General features: G+C 41.5%; 22 protein-coding genes. 5 read left to right on the forward strand and 17 right to left on the reverse strand.

Translation table 11 applies throughout. The annotated features are described in order from the left end of the window. Positions 1-2: 2 nt before the first annotated feature. The 7 genes from QM382_RS06620 to QM382_RS06650 form a co-directional block, all read right to left on the reverse strand. Complete coding sequence (locus tag QM382_RS06620; RefSeq protein ID WP_414272835.1) at positions 3-1187, reverse strand: DNA cytosine methyltransferase; 1185 nt, start codon at positions 1185-1187, stop codon at positions 3-5. 87 nt (positions 1188-1274) lie between these two features. Then, positions 1275-3926 (reverse strand): valine--tRNA ligase, encoded by a 2652-nt coding sequence (locus QM382_RS06625; RefSeq protein WP_414272836.1) that lies wholly within the window; start codon positions 3924-3926, stop codon positions 1275-1277. Between the two features lie 13 nt (positions 3927-3939). After that, on the reverse strand, positions 3940-4119 hold the full coding sequence (locus QM382_RS06630; protein ID WP_045613813.1) for a hypothetical protein: 180 nt from the start codon (positions 4117-4119) through the stop codon (positions 3940-3942). A 1-nt stretch (position 4120) separates the two neighbouring features. Beyond that, positions 4121-4486, reverse strand: a complete 366-nt coding sequence (locus QM382_RS06635) for a hypothetical protein (protein WP_045613811.1) — start codon at positions 4484-4486, stop codon at positions 4121-4123. Between the two features lie 59 nt (positions 4487-4545). Beyond that, the gene (locus tag QM382_RS06640) at positions 4546-5106 is read right to left on the reverse strand and encodes a GNAT family N-acetyltransferase (protein WP_414272837.1); all 561 of its coding nucleotides are present in this window, start codon (positions 5104-5106) and stop codon (positions 4546-4548) included. Further along, positions 5093-5671 carry a flavin reductase family protein gene (locus tag QM382_RS06645; RefSeq protein ID WP_414272838.1) on the reverse strand — a complete coding sequence of 193 codons (579 nt, stop codon included), beginning with the start codon at positions 5669-5671 and terminating at the stop codon, positions 5093-5095. Before QM382_RS06645 ends, QM382_RS06640 begins: the two co-directional genes overlap by 14 nt. A 263-nt stretch (positions 5672-5934) precedes the next feature. Then, on the reverse strand, positions 5935-6330 hold the full coding sequence (locus tag QM382_RS06650; RefSeq protein WP_004250587.1) for a helix-hairpin-helix domain-containing protein: 396 nt from the start codon (positions 6328-6330) through the stop codon (positions 5935-5937). Between the two features lie 213 nt (positions 6331-6543). Between QM382_RS06650 and QM382_RS06655 the strand changes: the two genes are divergently transcribed. From QM382_RS06655 to QM382_RS06675, 5 genes are all read left to right on the forward strand, one after another. Continuing rightward, positions 6544-7296: an isoprenyl transferase gene (locus tag QM382_RS06655; protein WP_414256388.1), complete on the forward strand. Its 753-nt coding sequence runs from the start codon at positions 6544-6546 to the stop codon at positions 7294-7296. Between the two features lie 7 nt (positions 7297-7303). Beyond that, positions 7304-8107 carry a phosphatidate cytidylyltransferase gene (locus QM382_RS06660; protein ID WP_414272839.1) on the forward strand — a complete coding sequence of 268 codons (804 nt, stop codon included), beginning with the start codon at positions 7304-7306 and terminating at the stop codon, positions 8105-8107. Positions 8108-8128: 21 nt separating this feature from the next. Further along, the gene (rseP, locus tag QM382_RS06665; protein WP_414256384.1) at positions 8129-9385 is read left to right on the forward strand and encodes an RIP metalloprotease RseP; all 1257 of its coding nucleotides are present in this window, start codon (positions 8129-8131) and stop codon (positions 9383-9385) included. Positions 9386-9401: 16 nt separating this feature from the next. Continuing rightward, positions 9402-11255: a proline--tRNA ligase gene (locus QM382_RS06670; protein ID WP_414272840.1), complete on the forward strand. Its 1854-nt coding sequence runs from the start codon at positions 9402-9404 to the stop codon at positions 11253-11255. Between the two features lie 108 nt (positions 11256-11363). Then, on the forward strand, positions 11364-12743 hold the full coding sequence (locus tag QM382_RS06675) for a glycoside hydrolase family 1 protein (protein ID WP_414272841.1): 1380 nt from the start codon (positions 11364-11366) through the stop codon (positions 12741-12743). Positions 12744-12820: 77 nt separating this feature from the next. Here the strand turns inward: QM382_RS06675 and QM382_RS06680 are convergent, their stop codons facing one another. From QM382_RS06680 to QM382_RS06725, 10 genes are all read right to left on the reverse strand, one after another. Further along, positions 12821-13495 (reverse strand): rhomboid family intramembrane serine protease, encoded by a 675-nt coding sequence (locus QM382_RS06680; protein WP_049496938.1) that lies wholly within the window; start codon positions 13493-13495, stop codon positions 12821-12823. Beyond that, on the reverse strand, positions 13479-14018 hold the full coding sequence (locus QM382_RS06685; RefSeq protein WP_049496943.1) for a 5-formyltetrahydrofolate cyclo-ligase: 540 nt from the start codon (positions 14016-14018) through the stop codon (positions 13479-13481). The genes QM382_RS06680 and QM382_RS06685 overlap by 17 nt, the downstream gene beginning before the upstream one ends. Before the next feature lie 3 nt (positions 14019-14021). Continuing rightward, positions 14022-15152: an N-acetyldiaminopimelate deacetylase gene (locus tag QM382_RS06690; protein WP_049496947.1), complete on the reverse strand. Its 1131-nt coding sequence runs from the start codon at positions 15150-15152 to the stop codon at positions 14022-14024. Between the two features lie 60 nt (positions 15153-15212). Then, positions 15213-15911, reverse strand: a complete 699-nt coding sequence (gene dapD, locus QM382_RS06695; RefSeq protein ID WP_049496951.1) for a 2,3,4,5-tetrahydropyridine-2,6-dicarboxylate N-acetyltransferase — start codon at positions 15909-15911, stop codon at positions 15213-15215. A 65-nt stretch (positions 15912-15976) separates the two neighbouring features. Continuing rightward, positions 15977-16909, reverse strand: coding sequence for a DMT family transporter (locus QM382_RS06700; protein WP_414272842.1), 933 nt, complete (start codon positions 16907-16909; stop codon positions 15977-15979). Positions 16910-16918: 9 nt separating this feature from the next. Further along, entirely contained in the window at positions 16919-19471 is a 2553-nt protein-coding gene (pbp1b, locus tag QM382_RS06705; protein WP_414272843.1) for a penicillin-binding protein PBP1B, read from the reverse strand. 122 nt (positions 19472-19593) lie between these two features. After that, on the reverse strand, positions 19594-20493 hold the full coding sequence (gene galU, locus QM382_RS06710) for a UTP--glucose-1-phosphate uridylyltransferase GalU (protein WP_414272844.1): 900 nt from the start codon (positions 20491-20493) through the stop codon (positions 19594-19596). Between the two features lie 21 nt (positions 20494-20514). After that, on the reverse strand, positions 20515-21531 hold the full coding sequence (locus QM382_RS06715) for an NAD(P)H-dependent glycerol-3-phosphate dehydrogenase (protein ID WP_414272845.1): 1017 nt from the start codon (positions 21529-21531) through the stop codon (positions 20515-20517). A 144-nt stretch (positions 21532-21675) separates the two neighbouring features. Continuing rightward, positions 21676-23334, reverse strand: a complete 1659-nt coding sequence (locus tag QM382_RS06720; RefSeq protein ID WP_414272846.1) for an ABC transporter permease — start codon at positions 23332-23334, stop codon at positions 21676-21678. After that, on the reverse strand, positions 23324-24415 hold the full coding sequence (locus QM382_RS06725; protein WP_414272847.1) for an ABC transporter ATP-binding protein: 1092 nt from the start codon (positions 24413-24415) through the stop codon (positions 23324-23326). The genes QM382_RS06720 and QM382_RS06725 overlap by 11 nt, the downstream gene beginning before the upstream one ends. Between the last annotated feature and the right edge of the window lie 4 nt (positions 24416-24419).

Here is a 24419-nt window from a genome sequence, read left to right on the forward strand (position 1 = left end):
AATTACTCCCTAATAATCTTCAGCAAAGTAAGTCCAACTTGTTCCGCAAACAAAGGTGGAACAGCATTAGCGACTTGAGTATATCTAGGAACATCCGTTTTTCGTCGTTCACCCCCTGTAGTATATGGTCCTTTGAATTCATAATCGTCTGGAAAACTTTGTATTCTAGCATGTTCTCTAACGGTCATGATTCTAGGTTCATCATAATGTATATAATCATCCGGAATAGAAGTAAGCGTATTACAGATCGAATTTTTCTTTAAAGGAGTTACTCCACGCTTCTTTAAACCTTCAACCAGATTCATAGATGGTGTAATTCGTATACTTTTTTCGGAAGCAGTCATTAAACGTTTAAATAAATCTATTGTTTCACTTTTATGTTTCGCGAATCGATGACTATCGGGAAAAGCGCCTCGTTCAATGTTGTTTCTCATTAATTTTTGATATGCTGAAGTTGCTCGACCATACTTCCCATTTTTAAATGCCTTAGTGTCTTTACTACTGACTTCTCCATGACTTTTTTTCAAATCATTAATAGCTTGAGAAATTGTAATTGGTATTTTTAGACCTCTATCTTTTAAAAAACAATCTTTATTTTTCAATAATTCGTCAAAAAAAACTTCATAGCTTTCATTTTTGGATGCAAATAGAATGAACCGTTTCCTATTTTGAGGAACACCGTATTCTGACATAGTTACAATTCTATAATCTAAGTTGTATCCTAATTCATGCAACTCCGAAACAAGAATATCAGAATATTTTTGTTTATTCTTTTGGTCCTTAAATTCTACAGTAAAACCTTGAACATTTTCAAAAAATAACATAGTAGGTTGAACTAATTTGATAAACTCAATATACGAATGCATTAATTGATTTCTGATATCATCATTTTTTCTCTTTCCTGCCATGGAAAATCCTTGACATGGTGGACCACCTACAACTAAATCAACGAAACCGTTTAATGCAGCAAGTTCCTTACTATGAACTTCTAAAAGTTCATTTATATCCCAATTTTTCATCTCAAGCCAGTTCGGCCATGAAAAATGATTTCTTCTCTCAATTAAATTGTATTTTAAAGTACTAAAAGCATCTTTATTTTTTTCAACTGCAAATATTCCATGCAACCCAGCATTATAAAGCCCTAAGGATAAACCACCTGACCCTGCAAATAAATCTATGTATTTCATTCTTTCTCTTTCAGTCATTAAAATTTATTATCACAATTTTATCACAAACTAAAGAAAAAAACACGGCTTACCACCGTGTTTCTGTGTTTATTTCACCAACTTCTTCATCTCATCAATACGCGCTACGGTCGCATCGTATTTGGCTTGGTAGTCGGCTTGTTTGTCGCGTTCTTTTTGGACGACTTCTGGTTTGGCATTGGCTACGAAGCGTTCGTTAGAGAGTTTCTTACCGACCATGTCCAGTTCTTTTTGCCATTTAGCGAGTTCCTTGTCGAGACGAGCCAATTCTTCTTCGACATTGAGGAGGTCAGCAAGTGGCAGGTAGATTTCTGCTCCTGTGATGACGCTTGACATCGCGAGTTCAGGTGCAGGGATGTTTGATGCGATTTCCAAGTGTTCTGGATTTGTGAAGCGTTTGATGTAGTTGACATTGCTGTTAAAGAAGGCTTCCAAGTCGCTATCGCTTGTCTTAACAAGAATCGTGATTGGCTTACTTGGTGCTACGTTTACTTCCGCACGCGCATTACGAACAGCACGGATCAAGTCTTTGAGGCTTTCGACACCAGTGTGGGCCGCAAGATCTTCAAATGCTGGATTGACAGTTGGGTATTCTGCTGTGACGATAGAACCTTCTGAGATTTGTCCAAAAATTTCCTCTGTCACGAATGGCATGATTGGGTGAAGGAGACGAAGGATCTTGTCCAAAGTATAAAGGAGAACAGAACGTGTGATAACTTTCTCTTCTTCGTTGTCACTATAAAGGACTTCCTTGGTCAACTCAACGTACCAGTCCGCAAACTCATCCCAGATGAAGTTGTAGAGGATGTGTCCAGCAACACCAAACTCAAACTTGTCAAAGTTTTCAGTGACTTTTCCGATGGTTTCATTGAGGTTGTGGAGAATCCAGCGGTCAGTAACATTTCCAGCTTCCTTCTTAACAACTTTTTCGACATTGGCAGTTGCTTGCTCAAGGTTCAAGCCTTCATTGTTCATGAGGATGTAGCGTGAGATGTTCCAAATCTTGTTAATGAAGTTCCATGAAGCATCCATTTTCTCGTAAGAGAAGCGCACGTCTTGACCTGGTGCAGAACCGTTTGAAAGGAACCAGCGAAGGGCATCGGCACCGTATTTCTCGATGACATCCATTGGGTCAATCCCGTTTCCGAGAGATTTAGACATCTTGCGTCCTTGCTCGTCACGAATAAGACCGTGGATAAGGACGTTTTGGAATGGCTGACGACCAGTGAATTCCAAGGATTGGAAGATCATACGAGACACCCAGAAGAAGATGATGTCGTAACCTGTAACCAAGGTTGAAGTTGGGAAGTAACGTTTGAAGTCTTCTGAGTCGACATCAGGCCAGCCCATGGTAGAGAATGGCCAAAGGGCAGAACTGAACCACGTATCCAAGACGTCTTCGTCCTGAGTCCATCCGTCACCTTCGGGAGCTTCTTCGCCGACGTACATTTCACCCTCGGCATTGTACCAAGCAGGGATTTGGTGACCCCACCAGAGCTGACGAGAGATTACCCAGTCATGGACATTTTCCATCCATTGGAGGAAGGTATCGTTGAAACGAGGTGGGTAGAATTCTACCTTATCATCTGTGTCTTGGTTGGCAATGGCATTCTTAGCCAATTGGTCCATCTTGACGAACCATTGAGTAGATAAGCGTGGCTCAACCACAACACCTGTACGCTCTGAGTGACCAACACTGTGGACACGTTTTTCGATTTTAACAAGGGCACCGATTTCTTCCAACTTAGCAACGACTGCCTTACGAGCTTCAAAACGGTCCCTACCTGCAAATTCGAAGGCCAAGTCGTTCATAGTTCCGTCGTCGTTCATGACGTTAACTTGTGGCAAGTTATGGCGTTGACCAACCAAGAAGTCGTTTGGATCGTGGGCAGGTGTTATTTTCACGACACCAGTACCAAACTCAGGATCCGCGTGCTCATCTCCAACGATTGGGATGAGTTTATTAGCGATTGGAAGGACGACGTTTTTACCGATCAAGTCCTTGTAGCGTGGGTCTTCTGGATTGACTGCAACCGCAACGTCCCCAAACATTGTCTCAGGACGAGTTGTCGCAACCTCAAGGGCGCGTGAGCCATCTTCTAGCATGTAGTTCATGTGGTAGAAGGCACCTTCGACGTCCTTGTGGATTACCTCAATATCAGAGAGGGCTGTGCGAGCTGCTGGGTCCCAGTTGATGATAAACTCACCACGGTAGATCCATCCTTTCTTGTAAAGGTCCACAAAGACCTTGCGAACCGCTTTTGACAAACCTTCGTCAAGAGTGAAACGCTCACGAGAGTAGTCTACAGAGAGCCCCATCTTGCCCCATTGTTCCTTGATAGTAGTGGCATATTCGTCTTTCCATTCCCAGACCTTATCGAGGAATTTCTCACGACCCAGGTCATAACGTGTAATGCCCTCACCACGCAAGCGCTCCTCAACCTTAGCCTGAGTGGCAATACCAGCGTGGTCCATCCCTGGAAGCCAAAGCGTATCAAAACCTTGCATGCGTTTTTGACGGATGATGATATCCTGCAAAGTCGTATCCCAAGCGTGACCAAGGTGGAGTTTCCCAGTTACGTTTGGTGGTGGAATAACGATTGAGTAAGGCTTAGCCTTTTGATCGCCTGAAGGCTTGAAAACATCAGCGTCAAGCCATTTTTGGTAACGACCAGCCTCAACCTCGGCTGGATTGTATTTAGGTGAAAGTTCTTTAGACATGTGTGTGTCCTTTCTAGTTATTTCTATTCTTTTCTTCTATAACTTTTTCAACTATTTTAGTTACTAAAGTTTCAACCATGATTTTCATTTGTTTTTTAAATTCTTCACTTTTTAGATAATCTGTTATCAATTCAAACATAAATTTAATAACAGCTTTTCCACTTTTGACAGCTAAATCCCCAACTTTTGCCATTTTATACTCCTTTTTTTAGCTCGCGAATAATTTTTTTCAGATATTTGTTCTTTGTTGTTTTTTCCAAGAAATCATAAGCGTTTTTCTTTAATTCATCTTTTTCAATATCTGGATTGAGTTCAGCTTCCACTTTTAAAGCATGGTATAATGCTTTAGGTTTTAAGTCAATACTTTTTTGAAATTCAACTAATTGTAATTTTACTTCATTGTCAATTTTTTCTTGTAGCTGGGGTGTTATTAAATCAGCAGGTAATACTTCTTTATACTTATTTATTCCTTCAGATAAGTTTGATTCAAAACGAACTAACTCTTTCTCCTGTTGATTTTCTACTTCCTTAATAATTAAATCTAAACTTTCGTTTTCCATTTTTATACCTCAATACTTTATATGTTATTAATACTATGCAATTTTTTATCACTACTTAATTATTCAGCTTCCCACTCGCTCCTCAGCAAGCCATATCTCAAATCATCACAGCGGTTTCCTTGGGCATCCTTGCGGTCTCTTATGCGAGCTTCAAGGGTGAAACCAAGCTTCTCAGCGACTCGTTGACTTTGAAGGTTGTAACCAAAGCAAGACAGTTCAATCTTGTGAAGCTCCAGTTCTGTAAAAGCTAAGTCAATCAAGGTACGCGCTGCTTCTGGTATATAACCTCGGCCCCAATAGTCCGGGTGCAAGGTATAGCCAATCTCCAGCACATCGTCTTCGTGGCGGTGATTGAAGTCAACAGAACCGATAACCCTATCAGTCCCTTTAACAACAATTCCATAGCCAGCTGGGAGATTGTTCTTTTGATTCCGCTCGGGAAGGATATGCTCTAGATAGTAAATCTCATCTTCCAAGGTCTTAACGGGCGGAAAACCAGCTGGATAAGAAACCTCTGGCAGACTAGCGTAGGCATGAATATCCTCAGCATCAGCTACTGTACGAACTCGTAAGACAAGTCGGTCAGTCTCTATTCGTTCTGGCAGTTCAGCTCTTGTCATCCTTCTTCCTCGCTTTCTTGATAAAGCTTCCCATGGGATCGACTCGGTCATCCAGATAACGGTAAACGCGCTGATGACCGTCCCCCATAAAGTAAGTCGGCGCAAAGCGGTCATTTTTAAAATGGCCCTTATCATCTAAGAGCTTTGGATCAGCCAGACGGTCGATAATCTTGGCAAAGATATGGCAGATGCCATCTTCCTCGATAATCCTATCCACCTGGCAATCCAATACGACCGGACAAGCCTCTAAAATCGGCGCCTGAGTCTGTTCAGAAATCTCGTAGTCAAGTCCCAAATGTTTCAATTTCTCCCGATGGCTGATAAAGCCAGCCTGCTCCATCTCAAGCATGCAGTTTTCATCAGGAATGTTCACGGTGAACTGTTGATAATGCTTAATCTGGTCAGTTGCATTTTCCTCAGCGCCAACACCGATGACTAGCCAATCGCCCAGACTATAAGAGGAACTGCAGGTTGTGATATTGTACCCAAAGTTCTGGTCCTGATACCCTAAGATGAAGATAGGAAAACCATAGTAGAGTTTACTTGTTTTGAAAGATTGTTTCATAACAACCTCCTTTGGCTAAGGGTGTAAAAGAAAAATCGCCCCTGTCATTAATTTGACAGGGACGAATGTGTTTATCCGCGGTACCACCCAATTTCGGGCAGAGCCCGCAACTTTGTTTATTTCATTTTCATCCATTAGCAACCAGTTTTGACACATTTGTGGACTTCTCAGCTCCGCCACTTTCTGTAAAATGTGGGACTCAAAACACCTCTAATGGCTTTATTTTAACAAGTTTTTGACGGAAATGCAAGGGACAAGAAAGATTACTTGAACTTGATGCCGTTTTCTTTTAATTTCTTGATTGTAGCTGGACCGATTCCTTTCAAAGCAAGGAGTTCTTTTTCTGTCCAGTTTTTGAAGTCAGCAGCAGACTTAATCCCTTCATCGTAGAAAGTCTTGGCACGGTCAAGTGGAAGTCCGCCTAGGTCAGCTGCGAAATCTTCAACAGAAGTTGTAAGCTTGTGGGCTTGCTCTTTAGTTGCTTCTACAGCTTTTTCTACTTGCTTAGAGACTGCTTTTCCTGCCTCACTTGCTGCTTTTTCAGCATGCTTCACAACTTTTTTTGTTTCTTCGACAACCTTGTTTACAGCATTTGAAAGTGCACCTGAGCGACGAAGACTGTTTCTTAATTGTTTTTTACGTTGTAGTTTTTTTGACATGATAAGATCCTTTCAATAAAAAACCCCTGTGATTGAACAAGGATAAATCTTTATGTTTTATTGTATCAACTTTCTTTGGGAAATGCAAGGCTTCTTAGTTTAGAAAGATAGGAGTCCTATAGGGAATTCCGCATTAGAATAAGAGAATATGATAGAAGAAAAGCGAAAAATATGGTATAATGAAACGATAGATTTTTGAATAGGAATACAATCATGTTTGGATTTTTAAAAAAAGATAAAGTAACAGAAACACCAGCCGTGGTGCCAGCACATATCGGAGTTATCATGGATGGCAATGGTCGTTGGGCTAAAAAACGGATGCAACCGCGTGTCTTTGGCCATAAGGCTGGGATGGATGCTTTGAGAACGGTAGCCATTGCTGCTAGTGATATGGGTGTCAAGGCTATGACTGTTTATGCCTTCTCTACTGAAAATTGGACACGTCCAGACCAGGAAGTCAAGTTTATCATGAACTTGCCTGTTGAATTTTATGATAAGTATGTCCCCGAATTGCACCAAAAGAACATGAAGATCCAAATGATTGGGGAAACGGATCGTTTACCGAAACAGACTTTTGAAGCTTTGAAAAAGGCAGAAGAGTTGACCAAGTTAAACACAGGTTTGATTCTTAACTTTGCCCTTAATTACGGTGGAAGAGCTGAAATTACACAAGCAGTCAAGTTGATTGCGCAGGATGTTTTGGATGCTAAGGTGAATCCAGGCGATATTACGGAAGAGTTGATTGGGGAATACCTCTTTACAGGACATTTGCCGAAAACCTTGCGTGACCCGGACTTAATCATCCGAACTAGTGGTGAGCTTCGATTGAGTAATTTTTTGCCTTGGCAAGCAGCTTATAGTGAACTTTATTTCACAGATGTCTTGTGGCCTGACTTTGATGAGGAAGCTTTGAAAGAAGCTATTGCAGAGTATAATCGCCGCAATCGTCGATTTGGAGGAGTATAGGAACATTATGAAAAAGGACTTAATAAAGAGGACAATATTTGCCGCTTTGGCCCTAGCTATCTTTATCCCACTCTTGGTGATTGGTGGGCTTTGGTTACAGATTGCTATGGGACTTCTAGCTATGCTAGGGGTGAACGAGTTGCTTCAGATGAAAGGGTTAAACACCATGACTCCTGAGGGGTTGCTGACCTTGTTAGCGACTTTCGCACTGACAATCCCCCTAGAAAACTACTTGACATTTTTACCTGTAGATGGGAATGTTGTCGCATATGGTGTTGTGATTTTTACCATGTTAGGTTGCACTGTTTTTAGCAAGAATTACACCATTGAAGATGCTGTATACCCGATTGCTATGAGTTTCTATGTTGGTTTTGGATTCAATGCTTTAGTGGATGCTCGAATCGCAGGTTTGGATAAAGCCCTCTTGGCCCTCTGTATCGTATGGGCAACTGATAGTGGTGCTTACTTGGTCGGAATGAATTTCGGTAAGAGAAGATTGGCTCCGAGAGTCTCTCCGAACAAATCCATCGAGGGAGCCTTTGGTGGAATTTTAGCTGCCATGCTTGTCACTCTTATCTTTATGTTAGTGGATAGTACGGTTGCCCTTCCTTACGGCATTTACAAAATGATGCTCTTTGCTATTTTCTTTAGTATTGCAGGGCAATTGGGTGACTTGATTGAGAGTGCTATGAAACGCCATTTTGGTGTCAAGGATTCGGGCTTCTTTATCCCAGGCCATGGTGGAGTACTGGATCGCTTTGACTCTATGTTGGCTGTTTTCCCTATTATGCACCTCTTTGGCTTATTTTAAGGAAAGGTGAACAAATATTAAATGTTAGGATTATTAACCTTTATCCTTGTTTTTGGAATTATCGTGGTGGTTCACGAGTTCGGCCATTTCTACTTTGCTAAGAAGTCTGGAATTCTGGTTCGTGAATTTGCCATTGGTATGGGTCCGAAAATCTTTGCCCATATCGGGAAAGACGGGACTGCTTACACGATTCGTCTCCTACCGCTTGGTGGTTATGTCCGCATGGCAGGTTGGGGAGAGGATACCACAGAGATTAAGACAGGAACTCCTGTTAGTTTGACCTTGGCCGAAGATGGTAAGGTGAAGCGCATCAATCTTTCTGGTAAGAAGGTCGACCAAACGGCTCTTCCTATGCAGGTAACCCAGTTTGACTTTGAGGATAAACTCTTTATCACAGGTCTGGTTTTGGAAGAGGAAAAAACTTTCTCCGTAGACCATGATGCGACCATTGTAGAAGCTGATGGGACGGAAGTTCGTATCGCTCCGCTAGATGTTCAGTATCAAAATGCGACTGTCTGGGGCAAGTTGATTACCAACTTTGCAGGTCCTATGAATAACTTTATTCTAGGAGTCATCGTTTTTTGGATTTTGATTTTCATGCAAGGTGGCGTTCGAGATACGCAAAGCAATAACTTTAGTATCATCCCTGATAGCGCGATTGCTAAGGTCGGTGTTGAAAATACAGCACAAATCACTAAAGTCGGTTCACACGAAATTAGTAACTGGCAAGATTTGATTCAGGCAGTTGAAGTAGAGACCAAAGATAAAACAGCGCCTGTATTGGATGTAACAGTCTCTGAAAATGGGACTGAGAAGCAAGTCAGTGTGACCCCTGAGGAAAACCAAGGTCGCTATATTCTAGGTGTTCAACCAAGACTCAAATCAGATATCTGGTCTATGTTTGTAGGTGGATTCACCTCTGCAGCTGACTCGGCCTTGCGGATTCTCAATGCCTTGAAAAACTTGATTTTCCAACCTGACTTGAATAAATTGGGTGGACCTGTTGCTATCTTTAAGGCAAGTAGTGACGCTGCTAAAAATGGTCTTGAGAATGTTTTGTTCTTCTTGGCTATCATTTCCATCAATATCGGGATTTTCAACTTGATTCCTATCCCGGCACTAGATGGTGGAAAAATCGTGCTCAATATCATCGAGGCTATTCGCCGCAAACCACTGAAACAAGAAATTGAAACCTATGTTACTCTAGTTGGAGTTGTGATTATGGTTGTCTTGATGATCGCCGTGACTTGGAACGACATCATGCGTACCTTCTTTTAAGAATTAGAGGAAAAATATGAAACAAAGTAAAATGCTTATTCCAACGCTTCGCGAAATGCCAAGCGATGCTCAAGTTATCAGCCACGCCCTTATGTTGCGTGCTGGTTATGTTCGCCAAGTATCAGCAGGAGTCTATTCTTACCTGCCACTTGCTAACCGTGTAATCGAAAAAGCCAAGAACATCATGCGTCAAGAGTTTGACAAGATGGGCGCTGTTGAAATGTTGGCTCCAGCCCTTCTCAGTGCTGACCTTTGGCGTGAATCTGGCCGTTATGAAACCTACGGTGAAGACTTGTACAAATTGAAAAATCGTGAGAAGTCAGACTTTATCTTAGGTCCAACGCACGAAGAAACGTTCACAGCAATTGTCCGTGATTCTGTCAAGTCTTACAAGCAATTGCCTTTGAACTTGTACCAAATCCAGCCTAAGTATCGTGATGAAAAACGTCCACGTAATGGACTTCTTCGGACCCGTGAGTTCATCATGAAAGACGGCTATAGCTTCCACGCTAACTACGATAGCTTGGATGTAACCTATGATGAGTACAAAGCAGCTTACGAGCGTATCTTTACTCGTAGTGGCTTGGACTTCAAAGCCATCATCGGTGACGGTGGAGCTATGGGTGGTAAGGATAGCCAAGAATTTATGGCCATCACACCTGCTCGTACAGACCTTGACCGTTGGGTTGTTTTAGACAAGTCAGTCGCATCATTTGATGAGATTCCTGTAGAAGTGCAAGAAGAAATCAAGGCAGAATTGCTCAAATGGATGGTTTCTGGTGAAGATACTATCGCCTACTCAAGTGAATCAAGCTATGCAGCTAACTTGGAAATGGCAACCAACGCCTACAAACCAAGCAACCGTGTTGTGACTGAAGATCAAGTAGCTCGCGTGGAAACACCAGGTGTCAAATCGATTGATGAAGTTGCTGCTTTCTTGAATGTCTCTGAAGAGCAAACAATCAAGACCTTGGTTTATATCGCAGACGAGGAGCCAGTTGTTGCCTTACTCGTTGGCAATGACCAACTCAATGAAGTCAAATTGAAAAACTACCTTGGTGCAGACTTCTTAGAACCTGCAACCGAGGCGGAAGTGAAAGAATTATTGGGAGCGGACTTTGGTTCACTCGGGCCAGTCAATCTTCCTGAAAATGTCAAGATTATCGCAGACCGCAAGGTGCAAGATAGTCGCAATGCTGTTGCTGGTGCCAACGAAGATGGTTACCACTTGACTGGTGTCAACCCAGGCCGTGATTTCACTGCCGAGTATGTCGATATCCGTGAAGTTCGTGAGGGTGAAATCTCTCCTGACGGACAAGGTGTTCTCAACTTTGCGCGTGGTATCGAGATTGGTCACATTTTTAAACTTGGGACTCGTTACTCAGCAAGTATGGGAGCAGATGTCTTGGATGAAAATGGTCGTGCTGTGCCAATCATCATGGGATGTTATGGTATCGGTGTTAGTCGTCTCCTTTCAGCAGTTATGGAGCAACACGCTCGCCTCTTTGTTAACAAAACTCCAAAAGGTGAATACCGTTACGCTTGGGGAATCAACTTCCCTAAAGAATTGGCGCCATTTGATGTGCACTTGATTCCAGTTAACGTCAAGGATGAAGCAAGCCTTGCATTGACAGATCGTATCGAAGAAGCCTTGGTCAACAAAGGCTACGAAGTCTTGACGGATGACCGTAACGAACGTGTCGGTGTTAAATTCAGTGACAGCGACTTGATTGGTCTTCCAATCCGTATCACTGTCGGTAAAAAAGCAGCTGATGGCATCGTAGAAGTCAAGATCAAGGCGACTGGTGATACGATTGAAGTTCACGCAGATAGCTTGCTTGAAACCCTTGAAATCCTAACAAATAAATAAAATCTATAATCAGAAGAAAAACAAGACAAAAATGTAACTAGTTTTTGCCTTGTTTTTTCTTTATAATGAGAGAAAGTAAACATTAAAATCGTAAAAAGAGGTAGAGCTATGCTAAAATTTCCAAAGGATTTTGTCTGGGGTTCCTCAACTTCTGGGCCACAGACAGAAGGGCGAGTGCCTGGTGACGGCAAGGGAGATAATCTCTGGGATTATTGGTTCCAAGTGGAACCAAATCGCTACTATAATGGGATTGGACCAGATAAGACATCGACCTTCTATGAAAACTGGGAAAAAGATATCGAACTATTGTTAGAAACTGGTCACACAGCCTTTCGAACTTCTATCCAATGGTCTCGTATTTTCCCACAGGGTCGTGGGGAAGTCAATCCTGAGGGTGTGGCTTTCTATCGCCAGGTCTTTGAAGCCATCAAGGCTAAGGGCATTCGTCTTTTAGTCAATCTTTATCACTTTGATCTGCCTTTTGCCCTTCAAGAGGATGGCGATGGTTGGGAAAATAAGGCGACCATCAAGGCTTATGAAGACTATGCGCGTTTCTGTTTTGAAACTTATGGTGACTTGGTAGACCAATGGATTACCTTCAATGAGCCTATCGTTCCTGTAGAGTTTGGTTATTTCTATGATGCCCATTATCCTCATAAGGTGGATGCTAAAGCTGCCGTTAAGGTTGCCTACCACACACAACTAGCCAGCACTCTTGCGGTCAAAGCTTGCCATGAGGTTTTGCCTGATTCTAAGATTGGAATTGTCCTCAACTTGACACCAGCTTATCCACGTAGTCAGCATCCTGCCGATGTCAAAGCTGCACGCATTGCTGATCTATTTCAAGCACAATCTTTCCTAGATCCGTCAGTTTTGGGAACTTATCCAGAAGAATTAGTGGAAATTTTAGCTGATCATGATTTGTTGCCAGATTCTACAGCAGAAGAGTTGGAGCTTATTCGTGAGCACACAGTAGATTTCCTTGGAGTCAACTACTACCAACCCTTGCGTGTCATGGCGCCACGTTTTGCTAAGCATCCTGACAGCCCGCTTTTGCCAGAGCATTTCTATGAACCTTATATCATGCCTGGTCGTAAGATTAATCCGCACCGTGGCTGGGAAATCTACGAGCAAGGGATTTACCATATCGCTCAAAATATCAAGGAAAACTATGGCAATATCGAGTGGATGTTGACTGAAAACGGTATGGGCGTTGAAGGTGAAGACAAATTCCGTGAGAATGGAATGATTCAGGATGATTACCGTATTGACTTTGTCAAAGGGCATCTGGCTGAACTTCATCGCGCCATTGAAGACGGTGCTAACTGTAAAGGCTACTTAATCTGGACCTTTATCGATTGCTGGTCATGGCTCAATAGCTATAAAAACCGCTATGGTTTGGTCGAGCTTGACTTAGAAACACAAGAACGCCGCTTGAAAAAATCAGGTCACTGGTTCAAAGAACTCAGTGAAAATAATGGATTTTAAGCTACTTTTCAAATAGATTCAAAAAAACCATTGGAAATAAAGCTCTCTGAGAGAGATTCCAATGGTTTTTCTTTGACTTAAAGTAATCCGATAAAGAGTAGTAGAGCTGATAAAGCAATAAAGGCTAGGGTTGCTAGACCACGTTGGCCTGGGCTGTAAATTTTTCGTTCTCCTCGGACTGGGAAGATGATAGCCAGCAATGCACCACCGACTGCTCCACCTAGATGTCCAGCAAGGCTGATACCAGGCATTAAAATACTACCTACTAGATTGATGACTAAGAGGGAGAGATAGGATTGACCAAGCTGTTGGAGGTAGGGATTGCGTGTAGCATACCGAAGTACGACAATAGATGCGAACATTCCGTAGAGGGCAGTTGAAGCACCTGCAGTAATAGCATTGGGACTAAAAACTAGGACAAAGAGATTTCCCATCATACCTGATAGAAGGTAGATAAAGAAAAACTGTTTGGAGCCAAAGATTTGCTCCATCTGACGTCCCAAAAAGTAGAGGGATAGCATATTGACTAAAAAGTGCTGCAAGCCAATGTGGACAAAGGTTGCGGAGAATAAGCGCCAGATTTGTTCAGGCATGGCCTTGATAGCAGGGGGATACACAGCTCCGAATTTATATAAGGTGGCTGCGCTGGTATAGTTGAAACCACTGGTTAGAAACATGAGTACAAAAACCAGGGTTGTCACGAGTAGAAAGAAGCTCGTGACAGGATAACGACGATCAAAAATTTCTTTCATAGATGAGTACCTCCTCAATAGGAATATCGTAGTGCTCAGGTTGAAAATTCTGAATCTGACATGGATAAATCGTACTAATAGTAGGACCTGGGAAATGCTCCAAGTAGCGGTCGTAGTAGCCACCACCGTAGCCAACCCGATATCTAGAAGGATTGAAGGCCAGACCAGGAACATGAATCAGGTCAATCTGAGAGGGTTCAAGGATTGTGAAGTTTCCTTGAGGTTCAAGAAGTCCAAAAGAGTTTCTTTCGAGTTTCTCTGGTTCATATAGAACAAAGTCCATTTTCCCATGCGGATAGGTTTTGGGAATGAGGAGTGTCTTCCCATCTTTTTGAGCTTGTTCAATGAGTCTAGCTGTCTGAAATTCATGAGGAAAAGACAGGTAAGTGGCGATGGTTTTTGCTTCCTTGTAGAAGGGATGTAGAAGTAGTTGCTCAGTCAACCAAGCGTCCATGACTTCCTTTTCTTCGGCTGATAGAGATTTGAGTTCTTGCAAGACCTGCTTGCGTAGGGCTTTTTTCATTGTTTACTCCGCAGCTTTCTTTGCTAAAAAGCTTGATACAGCCTCGACACCGATAGCCAGAGCTTCTTCCTTAGGACTCATCTGTGGATGGTGAAGAGCATAGGGACTATCAATTCCAAGCCAGAACATAACACCAGGAACCTTGGAGAGAAGATAACCAAAGTCTTCTCCTGTCATGGCAGGTTCGATGTCGATTAGTTCAATTCCCTCTTTTTCATCAAAGAAGGTCATCAATTCCTGGGCTAATTCAGGGTTGTTTTCGACAGGTAGGTAACCTCCCTGCTTGAGTTCAACTTCCACATCCATATCAAAAGCAGCTGCGACACCTTCAGCGATGGCTTTGATACGTTTTTGAACCAAGAGGCTCATGCTATGTGTGAGAGCTCGAATCGTTCCATGCAAGAAAGCTGTATCAGCGATGACATTATTGGTTGTTCCAGCTTGAAAGACACCGAAAGTGACGACAGCTCCCTCGATAGGATCGACATTACGGCTGACAACCGACTGAACTTGAGTGACAAAATAGCTAGCTGCAACCAGAGCGTCGTTTGCTTGATGTGGAAAGGCAGCGTGACCACCTTTACCCTTGAAACGAATCTTGACTTCGCAAGTTCCTGCAAAGAGTGTATGAGTATTGGTCGCAATCTGTCCGACTTTTAGGTCTGGACGAACATGAAGCCCATAAAATTGATCAGGCAACCAGTCACCAAATGCTCCATCTTCATACATGAGCATACCACCTGCTTCGTTTTCCTCGGCAGGCTGGAAGAGAAAGAGGAGATTGTTTTTAGGTTGGTTTTCTAGAGCACGTTCGAGACTTCCTAGGGCAATGGTCATGTGAAAATCATGTCCACAAGCATGCATACGGTCTGGGTGCTGAGAGGCAAAGGCAAGACCTGTTTGTTCAACGATTGGGAGTCCGTCGATATCTGTCCGCCAACCGATGGTACGTTCTGGCTGACTTCCCTGTAAATACACTAAAATACCTGTTCGCCAAGTGAGAATTTGAACAAAATCTTTACCAACTGTTAATTTCTCAATGACACTGAGCAAATAAGCTTGAGTCTTGACTTCTTCTAAACCGATCTCAGGAATTTGGTGAAGATCGCGTCGAGTTTGAATCAAATCTAACATATCTAATTTCCTTCTATTGATACGATAAAGAGGCTGGAAAGTTTCCGCCTCTGTTACTATTTACAAGGTACGAAGCGCATCTTCTAGCGCTGTTTTTTGTTGGGTTTGGCTATCGATTTCTTTGATAACACGAGCCGGAACACCTGCCACCACAACATTTTCTGGGACATCTTGAGTGACGATGGCACCTGCTGCAACAACAGATCCGCTACCGATTTGAACACCTTCGATAACCACAGCGTTAGCACCGATGAGTACATTGTCACCGACACGGACAGGCTCTGCACTAGCTGGTTCGATAACGCCTGCAAGAACAGCACCGGCACCGACGTGGCTATTTTTACCGACAATAGCACGTCCACCTAAAATAGCTCCCATATCAATCATAGTGCCAGCTCCGATTTCTGCACCGATATTGATAACAGCTCCCATCATGATAACAGCGTTGTCGCCAATCTCAACCTGGTCACGGATGATAGCGCCTGGCTCAATACGAGCATTGATATCGCGTTTATCAAGGAGAGGTACAGCTGAGTTGCGAGCGTCTTGCTCAACAACATAGTCTTTATTTTCTGTTAGTCCTTCAAGAAGAGGTGCGATATCCTTCCAGTCTCCAAAAAGAACATTTCCAAGCTTGGTAACAGAAGCAGGGATAGCTCCGGCAAGTTGCCCCTCAAAGGTTACTTTTACGCTGGTCTTTTTCTCAGCATTTGCGATAAATTGGATAATTTCTTGTGCATTCATTTTTGTAGCAGTCATAGAGATGTCTCCTCACTCTTTGTAATGCTTACTATTCTACCAAAAAAGGCTTCAAAATTGAAGCCTTAAGTGTTAAAAGAAGATTCTTTCATTTTATCCTTTGATTCTTCGATGGATAAGAAGATCATGGGAATAATAATCAAAATCATAGCTAATAGCAGATACCCATCCAAGACTAAACCTAGAAATAGAACACTTAGAATAGCAGATGATAAAGGTTCGCTAGCGCTGACCACTGACACCACCAATGGGGATACCAGCGATACAGCCTTCATAGATAGGAAAAAGGCAAAAGCTGTTCCCAAAAAGGCAATGGTCAAACAAATCAAGATGCTCACCCAATCTAGTTGAAAGCTAATTCTATATACAGGGTAGAGAAAATTACTAAAGAGTCCAGCCAGCATCATTCCCCAACCAACAGTGGGAACAAAACCATATTTTCGAGCAAATGGCTGGGGCAAAATAACATTAAACATGACACCCAGCGCACTGAGAAGTCCAGTTAGTAAGGCGATAGGAGTGATGGATAACTTAGAGAGATCGCCTTTGGTAGCCATCAAAAAGACCCCAAGCATAGCAGTTAAAACATAGAAGATTGCTTTTTTAGAAGCTTTTTTCTTGTAGATGATACGGTTGTATATGAGAATGAAGACAGGACTGATAAATTGTAGGATGGTTGCCGTTGTCGCATTAGAGTATTCTACGCAGAGATAAAAGAAATACTGAACGGAGAAGATTCCTAAGATGGCATAAGCCAGAAAAGGCAGGTAGTTTTTGCGCTTTCTCCAGATATCGAATAGCTGTGAGCGAAACTTAAAGCTAGAGAAGATAAGCACGAAACCACCTGCAATACTTAGTCGCATGGAAGTAATCCAGCCGGATGATACTTGATAATGCGTAAAGAAGAATTCTCCTAAAATGCCACAAATACCCCATATTAATCCAGATAGGAGGGAGTAAATGGTTCCCTTAAAAATATTCTTTTGATACTGATTCATATAGAAAGGTTAACGTTGTAGTCTATTTGAAGATGAGTCGTTGCTATCACTGGTAGTATTATTGTTATTATTACCGTTATTACTGTTGTTGTTGCTATTATTATTGTTGTTGTTATTATTATTTTGATTATTGTTATTATTGCTACTGTTGTTTGAGTTATTATTGTTGGAATTAGATGATTTTGGTAGACTTCCCAAAATCGTATTCCAAGCTTTTTGGTAATCAGAGTCACTTCCACCGATGGCAAATTTGTAGGTAGTAGTTGGAGCACCAGCTTGGTTAGCCCAGTAACTTGTTACCATTTCTCCAGTAACGTCAATCTCTTTGCCGTTGATAGTGACCTTGCCAGGCTTCTGTCCAGTCGACTTAAGGACTTGAGAAGAGGTGACACTCGAATCAAGGCTGAAACGCTCAGTTCCCCAAGCAGAAGGAGAAGCTTGTTGAATAGCATTTACCAGATTAGCCATGTACTTAGCATTACGGAAGTATGCGCCGTTAGCTAGGGGACTATTATCATCGTGACCGACCCAGCCTCCAAGAGTCAATTTTGGAGTTGAAAGCATGAGCCACATATCACCTTCTTCGTTGGTTGTACCAGTTTTACCAATCCAATCAGCACCTGCTAGACTGGAATTTATGCTATAAAGATCGCTTTGGAAGCTTGTAGTTATCCGGGATGAAAGTACATCTCTCAGTAGACTTTGCATAATGGTTGCAGTAGCTTTTGAGTAGACCTGAACAGGTTCGTTCTTATGTTCATAGATCACTTCGCCACTACTTTTTTCAATTTTTGAAATCATATATTTCTTATTGTAAATACCATTATTGGCTAGTGTTTGATATCCGTTTGTATGTTGAGCTACAGTAACTTCAATTCCTCCTCCCATAGGAAGACTTTCAATACCATATTCTGGGATTTCATACCCCATTTTTTCCATGTAGGAGCGGACATCAACTCCTTTTTCACGAAGCATACGATAGGTCCAGTAGGCAGGGATGTTCCATGAATAATTGAGGGCTTCCTTAAGGTTTATCATAGCTGTTCCTGGACTGTTGACGTGCATAATCGGAGTTCCGTTGGCAAAGTTGGTAGGATAGTTTGATAGGATACTAGCACTTCCCATCAATCCTTGGTCAATAGCAATACCATAAGCTAATAGTGGCTTAGTAGTAGAGGCAGGAGAGCGTTTAGTATCAAAAGCATGATTATTTTGATTGTTTTGGTAATCTCGTCCTCCTACAAATCCTAAGATAGCTCCCGTTTGGTTATCCATCAAGACATTTCCTACTTCAGGTTGACCACTATTATCATTTAGAAGGTAGCCATAATTTGCTACAGCATTTTGCATAGCTGTATAGATAGCTTTGTCGATTGTAGTTGTGATACGGTAACCACCATTTTGAATTTCTTTTTCAGCTAATTCACGATAGGATTTCTGGATAGATTCGTTCTTGAGTTCTTGAGCGGAAACATTATCTTTTTTCACCAAGTAATCATACATGAGATTCGTTGCTTCATCAAGTGCAGTAAAGTAGAGATAACCTTTAGAAGTTAGGTTTACACTTTCTGCTGGCAAGAAATCTTGCTTAATGTCGTATGCTTTATAGGTTTCGTAGTCTTCTTGGCTGAGGACTCCTGTTCTGTACATATTGTAAAGAACATCTTTGAAACGCTTGATACCCAGTTCCATATCCTCTTCGCTCTTCATCTCTCCAGTAGATTCATAAGGTGAGTAGGAGATAGGACTTTGTGGCAAGCCTGCTAAGAATGCTGCTTGTGGAATCGTTAGCTGATTGGCATCAACACCGAAAATACCCTTAGCTGCTTGTTGAGCTCCTGCGATATTTTGCCCCTTATTGTTACGACCAAATGGAGCGACGTTGAGATAGGTGGTCAAGATTTCGTCCTTACTCATTGCTCTCTCTAAGGCCAAGGCATCTACGATTTCAGTAGCTTTACGAGTTAGTGTAGGAGCATCCCCAACCACTTGTTGCTTGATGAGCTGCTGGGTTAGTGTCGATCCACCACTAGAAGAACCAAGTCCGATAAAATTTCCTAGACTGGCACGAATAACTGCTTTAGGAACGACTCCATTATGTTCGGCGAAATGTTCATCCTCGGTCGCAACGATAGCTTGTTTGAGATTTTCTGAAATAGCATCTGATGCGACAGATGTCCGAAGAAGGTCACTTTCGATAGCACCAATCATAGTTCCGTCAGCATAGCGAATCTCAGAGATGGATGAAATATCGTTCACTTGTTTGAGCAAATCTTCTGTTTGAGGAACGGTCACTTTGTCAAATAGAGATACAGCATAACCGAAAACAACCCCAGTACCTAAAAGTCCACCAAGGAAGGCGATGATGAATAGGGTATTAAAGGTTGCCTTGATTCCTAGTAAGATATTAGCAAAGATAGTCCAAATATTCGTTTTGGTTTGCTTTTTCTTTTTAGACTTTTTAGGGCCACCTTTACCTAAATGTATATTTTTTAGTTTTGATTTTAGGGACTGAAGGAAAGCCAGTCCTTTTTCTTTCATAGATAATAATGTATTTTTCATTTCTTTCCTCACTCTTTATTATTATACCATAAAAGCAATGATTGCAAGAAATTAGTCTTGGACGAGCTTTGGAGGTGTTTAGACAACAAAAAAACCAGGTATTTTCAACCTGGTTTAAGGGCTTATTTTTCTCCTGAGAGTTCTTTCCCAAGGTTAATCAAATAAGTTTTCAAGTCATCTTTGACTTGAGGATGTCTAAGTGCGTAGTCGATTGAAGTTTTCATAAAGCCAAACTTGTCTCCAACATCATAACGAGCCCCCTTGAATTCACGAGCAAATACACGTTGAGTTTTGTTGAGGGTATCAATAGCGTCTGTTAGCTGGATTTCATTTCCGGCACCAGGTTTTTGATTTTCAAGAATACCAAAAATCTCTGGTGTGAGGAGGTAACGACCAATAATGGCTAAATCACTTGGTGCGTCCTCAGGTGCTGGTTTTTCAACGAAGGTTTCAACACTGTAAAGTCCATCTTTTCCTTCTCCTTGAGGATCGATGACACCATAGGCAGAAACTTCTTCGTGTGGTACAGGCATTACGGCGATAGTAGAAGCGTGAGTCTCTTCGTAATCATTCATAAGTTGCTTGGTCAATGGGACAGCATTGTCATCAGTGATATCCATGAGGTCATCTCCGAGCATCACCACAAAAGGTTCATTCCCAACGAAAGCTTTGGCTTGTAAAACGGCATCTCCGAGTCCACGTGGGTGTGTTTGACGGATGAAGTGAAGTCGCATGCCTGTTGTTTCATCAACTAATTTTAAGAGATCTGTTTTTCCTTTTTCCTTAAGGTTATATTCTAGTTCAAAGTTTGAGTCAAAGTGGTCTTCGATAGAACGTTTTGACTTCCCTGTTACAACAAGAATGTCCTCAATTCCAGACTTAAGAGCTTCCTCTACGATGAATTGAATGGTTGGCTTATCCACGATTGGCAACATTTCTTTTGCCAAGGCTTTGGTTGCAGGTAGGAAACGAGTTCCAAGTCCCGCAGCAGGGATAACAGCTTTTCTAACTTTTTGCTTCATGAGCATCCTTTCTAACGGTGATTAAGACCACTCGTTTTCTGCCTTGAACTCGTTACTCATGAGTTCAGAAACAGCATCCTTAATATTAACATTTTCATAAATAACTTGGTAAATAGCCTGGGTAATAGGCATATAGACTCCAAGCTCTTGCGCCAATTCGTAAGCAGCTTTGGTTGTTGAAATTCCTTCGATGACCATTCCCATGTTGGCTTCGATATCTGCCAAGGCTTCACCACGCCCAAGAGCATCACCTGCTCGCCAGTTACGTGAGTGGATAGAAGTTCCGGTAACGATTAGATCACCAACACCTGAAAGTCCGCTATAAGTCAGTGGATTTGCTCCAAGCTTGACTCCTAGACGAGTGATTTCCGCAAGCCCGCGCGTGATAATCGCTGCCTTAGCATTATCTCCAAAGCCAAGTCCATGGAGGGCCCCTGCACCAACAGCAATGATATTTTTAAGAGCACCAGCTGTTTCCACTCCGATCACATCTGTATTGGTATAAAGACGGAAGTAGTGGTTACTAAAGAGTATCTGAACATACTGAGCCGTCTCTAAATCTTTAGAAGCAGCAGTAATCAAGGTGATATCACGGACAATTGTTTCTTCTGCGTGACTAGGACCAGATACAACCACAATTTCACTGCGGAACTCTTCAGGAATTTCTTCTTCAAGAATGGTTGAAAGACGTTTGTGACTATTTGGCTCGAGACCTTTTGAAGCATGCATAATAACCACTTTATGGTCCAAGACAGCAGCCACTTGTTGAGCTACCAATCTTGTCACCTTAGTTGGAACTACGAACAAAACAGCGTCAGCGCCCTTCAAGACTTCTGCTAAATCATGGTAGGCAACAATCTTTTCGTCTAAAACAGTATCCTTAAAATAGCGTTTGTTGGTATGTTGTGTATTGATTTCGTCAATTTGGTCAGGAATATTTCCCCAGATACGAACTTCGTGTCCATTGTCATTTAAAACTTGTGACAGAGCAGTACCCCAAGAACCAGGCCCTAAAACAGCGATGGTTTGTTTGTTCATTTTCCCCTCCTTCTGAGAAAGCACTTTCCTATATTCTACCATAAAAAGCCTTATCTTGCATCTATATTATTTATGAAGAGCAAACTGAGTAAGAGAGAATAAAAAAACAGCCAATAAGTCATTTGGCTGTCTTTAGAAGAAAAACTAGAGCGTAATACTGTTGTTTTTAGAAATCTTCATAAACAATAACAAGGAAGTAACTGTCAAGACAGTAAGGATTGTAGATAAGGCTGCTGCCACACCATAATTCCCGCGAAGTACTTCAGTGTAGATTGCTACGGTCATAGTTTTTGTTTTGGCATTATATAGCAGGATAGAAGTAGATAGTTCTGAAATCATTGTTACCCATGATAGAATAGCTCCAGAAATAATACCGGGTAACATCATTGGAACAGTGATGTTACTGAAAGTATTGAGACGGCTACTTCCTAAACTCTCAGCTGCTTCTTCAATACTAGGTGATATTTGTTGTAAGCTAGCAACAGATGAGCGGATTGTATAAGGGAGTCTTCTTACAGATAAGGACATAATCAAGATGAAGGCTGTTCCTGTAATCATAAGGAAGCCACTTCCGAAGATACCTGTATTGAATGAAGAGATAAAGGCAATACCGAGAACTGTTCCTGGTACGATATAAGGTACCATACTAAGGCTATCAATTAAGTTTGTAAACAAATTTCGTTTTCTAACAGCTAGGTAGGAGATAAATGATGCAAATAAAACAACTAGAATCAAAGCAATCAAAGGAATGCGAATCGTATTAAAAATACTAGCTCCCATGCGATTGAAGGCAATCTTGTAACTATTTAGAGAATAGCCTTTGACAAATACCATACCTGATGTTTTTATGAAAGAGGTATAAATCAAAAATAATTGAGGTAGAACAGAAAATAAGACAATTCCGTAAACTGTTGCATAAATTGCTACCATTTTTCCTTTTGTAGTTTTTTTCGGCTCAATTGGATGGAGAGAATTCATGCTGAAACTATAGCGATTAGAAATATATTTTTGGATAAGAAAGATTGTTAAAGCAATGATAATCGCCATGATTGCTAAAGCAGATGCAAATGCGGAATTTCCGCCAACCTCACTAATGAATTGATTATAAATTAAAACAGGAAAAGTTCGATATCCTTCACCAATTAACATAGGAGTTCCGAAGTCGGAGAATGCCCTCATAAATACGAGTAGGGCAGCAGCAAGTAAAGTTGGAACTAAAAGGGGTAAAATAACTGTTATCATTCGTTTGAATCCAAATACCCCCATACTTTCAGCGGCTTCCAAGAGGGAGTTGTCGATACTCTTCATGGTTCCAGCTACGTATAGGAATACGAGAGGAAAAAGTTGGAGTGTAAAGACAAGTACAATACCTTTAAAGCCGTAGATATCAAAGCCTGGCAAATGTAGTGTGTTGGTTAGAAATTTTGTGATAACTCCGTTTCTACCAAGAAGTAGAATCCAAGAATAGGCACCTACAAAGGGAGCTGACATGGATGCGATGATAATCAAAATTTGTAAAAATTTCTTTCCCTTGAAGTCATACATTGAAAAAAGATAAGCTAGCAAGGTACCAACAACGACAGAAGTAATTGTGGCGGTTACGGAAACCTTAAAACTATTAATGAGTGTCTCAGAATAATAAGATTTGCTAAAGAAAGTAACAAAATTTTCTAAAGAGAAACTACCTTCATGTATTAGTGCCTGCTTGAGTACAATAATAATTGGATAAACAAGAAAAATAAGATAGGTAAGAAAGATGAAGAATGAGGAGGCTGTCCAAATATTTAGTTTTTTACCTTTCATAGCCAACTCCTGTAATAAGATTTTGGGAACCATCTGCAGAAAAGACATTTAACTTTTGAGTATTGATTCGTAGACGAATTCGATCCCCTTTTTGAAGATCTTCTTCAAAAGTTGATTCTTCGCTCACCTGTATTTTTGAAGAAAATGCAGTCTCTACAAAATATTCAGTGGTGAGTCCAAGATAAACACTATCGGTGATTGTTCCATCGATTGGGCCATTTTCATCACGGATAAATTCTTCAGGACGAATGCTAACACGGATGTTTTGCTCGTCAATTTGGTCAAGAGTTGGCATACGAAGAGAATAGCTGTCTTCGAAGACTATGTAAGCTCCATCAGCTTGTTTTTCTAAACGAGCAGGGATTATATTTGTTCTACCAATAAATGTTGCCACAAACTCATTAGCTGGTTTATGATAGAGTTCCTTTGGTCGTCCGACTTGTTGAATAACACCGTCTTTCATAACAGCAATTTGGTCAGAAATGGCCATGGCTTCTTCTTGGTCGTGGGTCACATATACAGTTGTAATTCCCACTTCGTGTTGAATTTCTCGAATAACTTGGCGCATATCTAAGCGAAGTTTCGCATCCAGGTTACTAAGAGGCTCGTCCATGAGGAGAACACTTGGATTAACAGCTAAGGCACGTGCCAAGGCGACACGTTGTTGTTGTCCACCACTGAGTTTATCGGGCTTTCGATCTGCGTATTGATCAATTTGCATTAGTTCCAGATATTTATTAGTTTGTTGAACTAATTCATCTTTTGGAACCTTTTTTTGTTTAAGACCAAAAGCAACATTATCTCGAACAGTCAAATGTGGGAAAATAGCGTAGTTTTGGAAAACCATACCGATGTTGCGTTTGCTGGGTTCTATATTATTGATTTTAGTATCATCGAAGTAAAATTCTCCGCCTTCAATACTGTTGAAGCCTGCAATCATTCGAAGAAGAGTCGTTTTTCCACAACCTGAAGGTCCAAGAATGGTGAAAAGACTTCCTTTTGGGATCGTAACATTTAAATTCTCAATGACAGGAATGTCATGGTAGATTTTTTTTGCGTTAATAATTTTGATCTCACTCATAGTG

The sequence above is a fragment of the Streptococcus infantis genome (assembly GCF_047465185.1).
Classification (GTDB): Bacteria; Bacillota; Bacilli; order Lactobacillales; family Streptococcaceae; genus Streptococcus; species Streptococcus infantis_O.